Below are 8,072 nucleotides of genomic sequence, written 5' to 3'. Positions count from 1 at the left end.
TCCGGGGACAGTATGAGATGTCCCGACTTTTTCGGACAGCCAGATCAGGGGTTAGTGGCTAGCTTACGTTCGTAGTTTTCGGGCGTTTGATAGTTCAGCGACTGATGTAGTCGCTGTCGGTTATAGAAGACCTCGATGTAGTCGAAGATCGCAGATTTAGCCTGTGATGGCGACTCAAACCGCCGGCCCCAGATCAGTTCGTTTTTCAGCGTACTGAAGAAGCTTTCGGCGACCGCATTGTCCCAGCAGTTGCCCTTGCGGCTCATGCTCGGCGTGATCTGTCGCCGTGCCAGATAATCACGATACGCGTGGCCGCTATACAACGCGCCCTGATCCGAGTGATGGATCAGTCCAGGCTCCGGTTGTCTGCGTTGTATCGCCATATCGAGCGCATTCATGATCAAGGGCTGATTGATGCGCTTCGACATCGACCAGCCAACGACACGTCGCGCATAGAGATCGACGAGTACGGCCAGATAGAGCCAGCGGTTGGGCAAGCCGATAAAGGTGATATCGCCCACCCAGACGCGATCCGGCGCTGCGGCAGAAAAATCCCGGTTGAGTCGATTCGGGGCCATCCATTGTTGGCGTTTCGCTCGGCCTGGGATCAGAAACCGCCGCCGACGGCGCGTGACGATGCCGGCTTCGCGGCGCAGCCGCGCCACACGGTGCTTGCCCACAGCGACCCCGTCTTGCCTTAGGGCTGCCTGCATCTTGCGACTTCCGTAGGCTTCGCGTGTTTGATGATGCAGCGTACGAATTCTTGCTGTCAGCGCTTCGTCCGCCTGAGCCCGAGCACTTGGCCCACGCTGACGCCAAGCGTAGAAGCCCGAGCGACTCACGCCCAAGACCCGGCAACAGGTCGCGATCGAATGCGACTGGCGATGCTGCGCGATCCAGGCGTACTTCATGGCAGCTCTCTGGCGAAGTACGCCGCCGCTTTTTTTAACATATCGCGCTCAGCCTTGACGGCTTCGAGCTCTTTGCGAAGTCGTTCGACCTCGCTAGCTTCGGCGACCGGCTTCGGGCCCGGTTTACGAGAAAAGGCGTCATCGCCCTTGCTGCGTATCTCGTCTCGCCATTTGTAGAGCAAGTTGCGTCGCACGCCCAGATCGCGGGCCAGGGCAGCAGCTTTCCGGTCTCCGCTCTCCAGCAGGCGGACAGCTTCGCGTTTGAATTCGGCTGAAAACACTTGTCGTTCAGTCATTGAGAACCTCCGTCAGGATTGTCTCCTGATCTGGGTGTCCGTTACAGCCGGGACGCCTCAGTATGCTTATCTCGTGCGCATCGCTTGCTACATTCGCGGTTCTCGCTGTGACGTCTTGCATTGCCACATCTGCATTGTTTCTCGACAGAATTTCAACTCGTTGGATCGTCGACCGAGTAACCGCTTTCCCGCTGATGCCGTACCGACAGAATCGCGACCAAGTCGCGTGCCGGAAAAAAGCGGTACAGTGCGACATAGCCAGTGCGGCCTCGGGAGATAACGAGTTCGCGAACATCTGCCGAATAGGCGCGCCCGATTAATGGGTGATCTTCGAGCGTTTCAATGGCCGTGGTGATAAGACCTACGGTTGCAACCACCGCGGCCGGCTCGGTCGAGAAGAAATTCAGTCACCCGCTCGAGGTCGGCTAATGCCCGGGCAGCGTAGATTATTCGCGCCAAGGTTTCGGCTGCGGCCGCTCTACCGATTCACCGCGCGCACGCGCATGGATATAGCGATGCACGTCGCCGGCCTCATAGCCTTCGCCGCTTTCACGCATCTGTTCGTACGCGGCTTCCGCATCAGCAAGAAAAGCAAGCTGCTGCTCGGCTACAGCTACTGCGTTCTGCAGAGACTCAACCATGAACGCATGGGCACTGGTATGGCGTGCTTCGGCAACCGAGCGTAACCGTGCTTTGAGCTCATCCGGCAGTTTCAACGACGTGGTGGACATGGCCGACACCATAGAACGCGTGGTGTTAGTAAAGTAACACCGCAATGCGTACCCGTCAGTACCGCCCTTGCCGATTCGCGAACCCTCTCAGGCCATCAAATCGCCCAATTAATCCGACAGCACTTCGACCAGTTCGGCGTTATCGACCGCTTCGCGTACGTCGGCAATCGCGCTTTCGAGCGCGACCGTCGCGCTTCCAGCCTCGCGCGCAAACGCAAGCGCCAACCTCCCCGATTGGCCGATGCCCGGTAGTGCATCATCGCAGCCGGCCTCGAACAACTGATCGATTAGCGCTTCTTCATCACCGTCGTGGTCGTGCAAACGGTATTTGAGCGTGAAGGTGTATTCCATGGCCGCCTCCGCTGAGTTAGTCCGCCCCGTCCGTGCATTCATCGACGGCGCGACGAATCTGGCGGGCATAAGCGTCCGGCTTTCTCGGCGTGCTCACCGCGATTAATACGTCGAAACCGCCTTGTCACCAAACTACTGGCTATCAAAAAGATACTCTTCCGGCGTCAAAGCGCGCACCGGTGAGTCGCGGAAATCTCGGACGTTCCTAGTCACGATACTGGTGCACAAAGACGATTCCGCCGCTGCAGCAACAACCGCGTCCTCGAAATCACGCCAGTCCAGAGTTCTTGCTCTTTTCAACTCGCGATTGGTGATGCCGGCCACCTCGAAGTAACGGAGCAGCCAATCCACGACGCGGTTGGCGGTCGTCGCAGTCTGATGACGCGACACCAGATAATGGAGCGTGGTGAAGGCGTGAGCCGGCAGGCATGCAGGAACGCGGTCGTCGGTCACTCGGCCGATCACGGTCGCCGATGCTCTGTAGTGCGGTTCCCTCTTCTGTACCACGTCGAGTACGACGTTCAGATCGATAAGGATCACTGGCCGTGCTTGGTCGACTGGCGCTCACGCATTTCAGCCTCGGCATCCAGATCTGCCGGTAGCAGGCCCGTGATTTCATCCAGAGCTGCCGGCAGTGCTTCTTCATCCAGCAGCCGCATACGCCGCAGATAGCGATCGATGACTTCGGTCACGCTCAGGCCGTTGGCTTTCGCATACCGTTTGACGAATTTCACGTCCTCGACCGGCAATCGAATCGTAAGTTTGGACGTCTCTGTAGCCATCGCAAATCCTGTACGGCCTATTTAAATAAACTGTACGGCATTCCGTAATGCGACGAAACTCAGTGCGAGTTCGAGGACGAACTTTTTTCTGGCTAGTCCCGCGACTGAAAGCCCGAATATCGCTCCTCGCAAAGAAACCGATTTTCAACAGGAACGCTTCGGGTTAACCGCCGGATAACCTGCCTACTCCCACTCAATCGTCCCCGGCGGCTTGCCGGTCACGTCGTAGACCACCCGCGAAATCCCACTCACCTCGTTCACGATCCGTGAGGACACGTGTTCGAGCAGTTCGTAGGGCAGATGGGCCCAGCGCGCGGTCATGAAGTCGATGGTTTCGACGGCACGCAGGGCGATGACGTGTTCGTAGCGGCGGCCGTCGCCGGTCACGCCCACGCTGGAGACGGGCAGATAGACGGCGAAGGCCTGGCTGACCTTGTCGTACCAGCCGGATTCGCGCAGTTCGTGAATGAAGATGGCGTCGGCCTTGCGCAGCTTGTCGGCGTATTCCTTTTTCACCTCGGCGAGGATGCGCACGCCGAGGCCCGGGCCGGGGAACGGATGGCGCATGAGCATGTCGCGCGGCAGGCCAAGGGCCAGACCCAGCTCGCGGACTTCGTCCTTGAACAGTTCGCGTAGCGGCTCGACGAGACCAAGCTTCATGTCTTCCGGCAGGCCGCCCACGTTGTGGTGACTTTTGATGACGTGCGCCTTGCCGGTGGCCGAGCCGGCGGATTCGATCACGTCCGGGTAGATGGTGCCCTGGGCGAGCCAGTCGATATTGGTGAGTTCGGCGGCGTGGGCGTCGAAGACTTCGATAAAGGTGTTGCCGATGATCTTGCGCTTGGCTTCCGGGTCGGTCACGCCTTCGAGCTTGCCGAGGAATTCGTCTTCGGCATCGGCACGGATGACGTTCAGGCCCATGTGCTCCGCGAACGTGGCCATGACTTCGTCGCCTTCGTTCAGGCGCAGCAGGCCGTTGTCGACGAACACGCAGATGAGGTTTTTACCGATCGCTTCGTGAATGAGCGCGGCGGTCACGGAGCTGTCCACCCCGCCGGACAGACCCAGCAGTACGCGCTGGTCACCCACCTGTTCGCGGATACGCTCGACCAGATCTTCGATGATGTGTTCGGAGGTCCACAGCTCGCCACAGCCGCAGATGTCGTGCACGAAGCGCGAAAGAATGCGCTTGCCCTGCGTGGTGTGGGTGACTTCCGGGTGGAACTGGATGCCGTAGTAGCCGCGCTCTTCGTCGGCCATGCCAGCCAGCGGCGCGCCGTCGGTGGTGGCGATCACCTTGAAGCCCTCGGGCAGCGTTTTCACGCGGTCGCCGTGGCTCATCCAGACGTCGAGCAGGCCGTGGCCTTGGTCGTTGACGTGGTCCTGGATATCGGTAAACAGCCTGGAGTGGCCGCGCGCCCGTACGCGGGCATAGCCGAATTCCTTCACCTCGGAGGTTTCCACCTCGCCGCCGAGCTGGGCGGCCATGGTCTGCATGCCATAGCAGATGCCCAATACCGGCACGCCCAGTTCCCATACCGCGGCCGGCGCGCGCGGGCCGTCCTCGGCCGTGGCGGACTCCGGCCCGCCGGACATAATCACGCCGTTGGGGGCGAAGTCGCGCACGTGGTGATCGGCCACGTCCCAGGCATAGATTTCGCAGTAGACGTTGGCCTCGCGTACACGGCGGGCGATGAGCTGGGTGTACTGACTGCCGAAGTCGAGGATGAGGATTTTCTCGGCGTGGATATCCTGGGTCATGCGCGGTATCGGGCTCGGCTGATGGGCGGATGTTCAATCAACGTTGATTGAAGCGCGCAGGATACCGAAATCGGCGCCCACTCGGCAGCGCTCGCGCGCCGGCATCGGCGCCCGCTAGAATGACAACTTGATAACAGGCGGCTCGCCAGCGATGCGTTCGCTGCATGCCAGCCTGTACGCGCGTGCGAGAGCCAAGGCCCGTGCGATGCAACGACATTCCGATGCGCTGGTCAACGGGCGCCGCGACATGCGCCCTTTCCGGCCGCGATTCCAGCTACGCCCACGAAACGATCCATGGCCGACTCCGATTCCTCCACCGCCGACGCCCGCGGGCGCCGCGGTTTTGATTACCGTGCCTTTCTGCGCTTTGCCATTCCTTCGCTGCTCGGCGTACTGGCATTTCTGACGCCTATCGTCGACGACGGCGAGATCACCATCGGGCTGGCCATTCTGTCGAACGCGCTCGCGGCGCTTCTGGAGGGCTGGCTCGGTACGATCGCCGGCGTGGTGCTCAGCGTGTCGGCCGTACTGACGGTCGGGGTAAGCCTGACCCGTCGCATGCCCGACGCGCCGGGGCTGTTCGATCAGCTGTTCAACGTGGGCATCGGCTATGCGTTGCTGCGCGTGGTGGGTGCGATATTCGCGCTGATGACGTTGTTTGGCGTCGGCCCGGAATTCGTGATCAGCGAAAATACCGGCCAGGTCGTGCTGTTCGACGTGATTACCGCGCTGGTGGCCTTCTTTTTCTTTGCCTCCTTCCTGCTGCCGCTGCTCACCGATTTCGGCGGCATGGAATTCGTGGGCACCCTGCTGCATGGCTTCTTTCGCAAGGTGTTCGGCCTGCCCGGGCGTTCGGCGGTGGATGCCACCGCTTCCTGGCTGGGTGACGGCACGGTGGGCGTGATCATCACCTCGCGCCAGTACGAAAACGGCTACTACTCGGCGCGGGAGTCGTCGGTGATCGCGACGAACTTCTCCATCGTGTCGATCACCTTCGCGCTGCTGGTAGCCAACTTCACCGAAATCGGCCATCTGTTCATTCCGTTCTATCTCACCGTGACTGCCGCCGGGCTCATCGCGGCGGTGATCGTGCCGCGCCTGCCGCCGCTCTCGCGCAAGCCGGACAGCTACTGGCCGTCCGAAGGCCGACAGGCGCCGGTCGACAAGCCGCCCGAGACGTCGCTGTTCCGCTGGGGTCTGGACAGCGCCATGCAGCGGGCCGCCCACGCCCCGGGGCCGATCCGACTGCTGCGCGACGGTGCGACCACCTATGCCGAAATCCTGTTTGGCCTGCTGCCGCTGATCATGGCCATCGGCACCACGGGCATCGCCATCGCCGAATACACGCCGATCTTCAACTGGCTCACCTTCCCGCTCGTGCCCGTGCTCGAAGCCATGCAGGTGCCCGAAGCCGCCAAGGCCGCGCCTGCGCTGCTCGCCGGCTTTGCCGACATGTTCCTGCCCTCGATTCTGGCCAGCTCCATCGAAAGCGAATTCACCCGCTTCGTAATCGCGGCTCTGTCGGTCACCCAGCTGATCTATATGTCCGAAGTGGGCGCGGTGATCCTCAAATCGAAAGTGCCGCTCAATATCTTCGAACTCGGTGCGATCTTTCTGATTCGTACCGTGGTGACATTACCGATCATCGTGGCGATCGCGCATATGTTCGTGTTCTAGATCCCGGCCGAGTCGGACTGGACTTCGTTGATCCCAAGCCCCGGCGGCTACGGCTACAGACTTAAACCAGAAACAGTGGCTGCGTTCTTGGCGGATTACGCCTTCGGCTAATCCGACCTACGAAAAATGTGACCTTAAGCGCGCGACAGTCACTTAGGTCGGCTTAGGCCGAAGGCCGTAAGCCGACCCCGCCTCGAACGCCTGCCTGGCGTCGAGGCGACCGCTTCGGTAGTGGCGGCTGCGCCCGTCTGGCCTGCCCGCTACCAATCCTCACTTCGCGGCCTCAGACTGCTCGCCCGGCTCAGTACGACGGCCCTGCCCATGCTTTGACAAAGCCCGTCCGCTTCGGCCTTATGGTGCCGAAGGCTTCTTTGCCAGAGGTTGCCATGCGATTTCGACGCGCTTTTCCTGCCGACGCGGCCCGCGGTCGCAGCAGGCCATGAGCATCAAAGCCCGCTGGCTGACCGGGCCGGCACGGCAGCGCACCCGCTTCGGCGAGACGCCCACCTTTCGCGAAGGCCTGTATGCGCTGGGTTCGCACAGCCATGCCTGGATGGTGCCCAACGGTTCCTGGGGCGAGACGAACACCGGTCTCGTGGTCTGCGGCAAGCAGACCGTGCTGATCGATACCTGCTGGGACGTCCGCACGACCCAGGCCATGCTCGACGGCGCGGCGGATCTGCTGCGCGATGCGCCCATCGAGCACGTGATCAACAGCCATGCCGACGGCGACCACTGGTGGGGCAATCAGCTGCTGGCAGGCCGCCATATCATCGCCAGCGATGCCTGTATCGCCCAGATGAACGAGCTCAAGCCGAACAGCCTGCGCGCTCTGTCCGCAGCCAGCCGTGGCCTCGAGCTGGTGCCCGGCCTGGGCCCGTTTTCCCGCTACATGCGCGGCATGTTCGCGCCCTACGATTTTGCCGACGTACGGCTGACCTACCCCAACGATTCGTTCAGCGGCACACATACGCTGGAGGTGAACGGGGTCACGCTCGAACTCATCGAACTCGGCCCGGCCCATACCGAAGGCGACTGTGCCGTATTCGTGCCCGACGAGCGCGTGGTGTATGCCGCCGATGTGCTGTTCGTGGGCGCTACGCCGCTGGCCTGGGCGGGGCCGATCGCGAACGTGGTGGCCGGCCTCGAACGCCTGCTGGCACTCAAGGCCGATATATTCGTGCCAGGCCACGGGGCAATCGCCGGCCGGGCCGACGTGCAGCAGACCCTCGATTACTGGGATTTCATCCAGAACGCGCTGTACGCGGAGAAGCAACGCGGCCGATCGCCGCTCGAAGCGGCTCAGGCCGTGGCTGCAAGCGACGCCTTCAAGCGCCAGCCGTTCGCGGGCTGGGACTCGCCGGAGCGCATCGTGACCAACGCCTTCACGCTGTATCGCGACTGGGGAGTTGCGTTACGCAATCTGCCGGAACCGCTGGGCCGGCTGAATATCCTGCGCCGCCAGGCTGATCTCGCCCGCGCCATGCCGGGCGCCTGCCCGGCCTGCATGCATGGCGCCATGAAGGCGGCCTCACAACAGGCGTGAAGCCGCCCCCCCCCAGA

The 8,072-nt window shown here is 61.8% G+C and carries 9 protein-coding genes and 1 pseudogene; 2 read left to right on the top strand and 8 right to left on the bottom strand.

Features of this window, described 5'->3' with window-relative positions; genetic code table 11:
* Positions 1-44 precede the first annotated feature (44 nt).
* From CMN27_RS14590 to guaA, 8 genes and pseudogenes are all read right to left on the bottom strand, one after another.
* Entirely contained in the window at positions 45-911 is an 867-nt protein-coding gene (locus CMN27_RS14590) for an IS3 family transposase (RefSeq protein WP_293627586.1), read from the bottom strand.
* Positions 908-1,207 (bottom strand): transposase, encoded by a 300-nt coding sequence (locus CMN27_RS14585; RefSeq protein ID WP_293627584.1) that lies wholly within the window; start codon positions 1,205-1,207, stop codon positions 908-910. The genes CMN27_RS14590 and CMN27_RS14585 overlap by 4 nt, the downstream gene beginning before the upstream one ends.
* Before the next feature lie 152 nt (positions 1,208-1,359).
* A complete protein-coding gene (locus CMN27_RS14580; RefSeq protein WP_293627582.1) occupies positions 1,360-1,584 on the bottom strand; it encodes a type II toxin-antitoxin system RelE/ParE family toxin in 225 nt (74 codons plus the stop codon).
* Positions 1,585-1,653: 69 nt separating this feature from the next.
* The gene (locus tag CMN27_RS14575) at positions 1,654-1,938 is read right to left on the bottom strand and encodes a hypothetical protein (RefSeq protein WP_293627580.1); all 285 of its coding nucleotides are present in this window, start codon (positions 1,936-1,938) and stop codon (positions 1,654-1,656) included.
* Positions 1,939-2,049: 111 nt separating this feature from the next.
* Positions 2,050-2,289 (bottom strand): annotated as a pseudogene (locus CMN27_RS14570) (hypothetical protein); the annotation flags it as partial.
* 132 nt (positions 2,290-2,421) lie between these two features.
* Entirely contained in the window at positions 2,422-2,829 is a 408-nt protein-coding gene (locus CMN27_RS14565) for a PIN domain-containing protein (protein WP_293627576.1), read from the bottom strand.
* Entirely contained in the window at positions 2,826-3,071 is a 246-nt protein-coding gene (locus tag CMN27_RS14560; RefSeq protein WP_293627575.1) for a DUF6364 family protein, read from the bottom strand. Before CMN27_RS14560 ends, CMN27_RS14565 begins: the two co-directional genes overlap by 4 nt.
* Before the next feature lie 183 nt (positions 3,072-3,254).
* Complete coding sequence (gene guaA, locus CMN27_RS14555; RefSeq protein WP_293627573.1) at positions 3,255-4,832, bottom strand: glutamine-hydrolyzing GMP synthase; 1,578 nt, start codon at positions 4,830-4,832, stop codon at positions 3,255-3,257.
* A gap of 294 nt (positions 4,833-5,126) precedes the next feature.
* On the opposite strand from guaA, the gene CMN27_RS14550 reads away from it, so the two are divergent.
* Together CMN27_RS14550 and CMN27_RS14545 are read left to right on the top strand one after the other, a co-directional pair.
* Positions 5,127-6,509, top strand: coding sequence for a YjiH family protein (locus CMN27_RS14550; protein ID WP_293627571.1), 1,383 nt, complete (start codon positions 5,127-5,129; stop codon positions 6,507-6,509).
* A gap of 439 nt (positions 6,510-6,948) precedes the next feature.
* Positions 6,949-8,055: an MBL fold metallo-hydrolase gene (locus CMN27_RS14545; protein WP_293627569.1), complete on the top strand. Its 1,107-nt coding sequence runs from the start codon at positions 6,949-6,951 to the stop codon at positions 8,053-8,055.
* Positions 8,056-8,072 lie beyond the last annotated feature (17 nt).

This window comes from Salinisphaera sp. (genome assembly GCF_002729955.1).
Taxonomy (GTDB): domain Bacteria; phylum Pseudomonadota; class Gammaproteobacteria; order Nevskiales; family Salinisphaeraceae; genus Salinisphaera.
Note: the sequence above shows the minus strand (reverse complement) of the source record. Positions and strands in the feature narration are given on the sequence as shown.

Bases quoted from the DNA above. Each gene is read 5' to 3' on its own strand.
- guaA (WP_293627573.1), bottom strand. From the start codon at position 4,832: ATGACCCAGGATATCCACGCCGAGAAAATCCTCATCCTCGACTTCGGC.
- CMN27_RS14575 (WP_293627580.1), bottom strand. From the start codon at position 1,938: ATGTCCACCACGTCGTTGAAACTGCCGGATGAGCTCAAAGCACGGTTA.
- CMN27_RS14585 (WP_293627584.1), bottom strand. From the start codon at position 1,207: ATGACTGAACGACAAGTGTTTTCAGCCGAATTCAAACGCGAAGCTGTC.
- CMN27_RS14590 (WP_293627586.1), bottom strand. From the start codon at position 911: ATGAAGTACGCCTGGATCGCGCAGCATCGCCAGTCGCATTCGATCGCG.
- CMN27_RS14560 (WP_293627575.1), bottom strand. From the start codon at position 3,071: ATGGCTACAGAGACGTCCAAACTTACGATTCGATTGCCGGTCGAGGAC.
- CMN27_RS14545 (WP_293627569.1), top strand. From the start codon at position 6,949: ATGAGCATCAAAGCCCGCTGGCTGACCGGGCCGGCACGGCAGCGCACC.
- CMN27_RS14550 (WP_293627571.1), top strand. From the start codon at position 5,127: ATGGCCGACTCCGATTCCTCCACCGCCGACGCCCGCGGGCGCCGCGGT.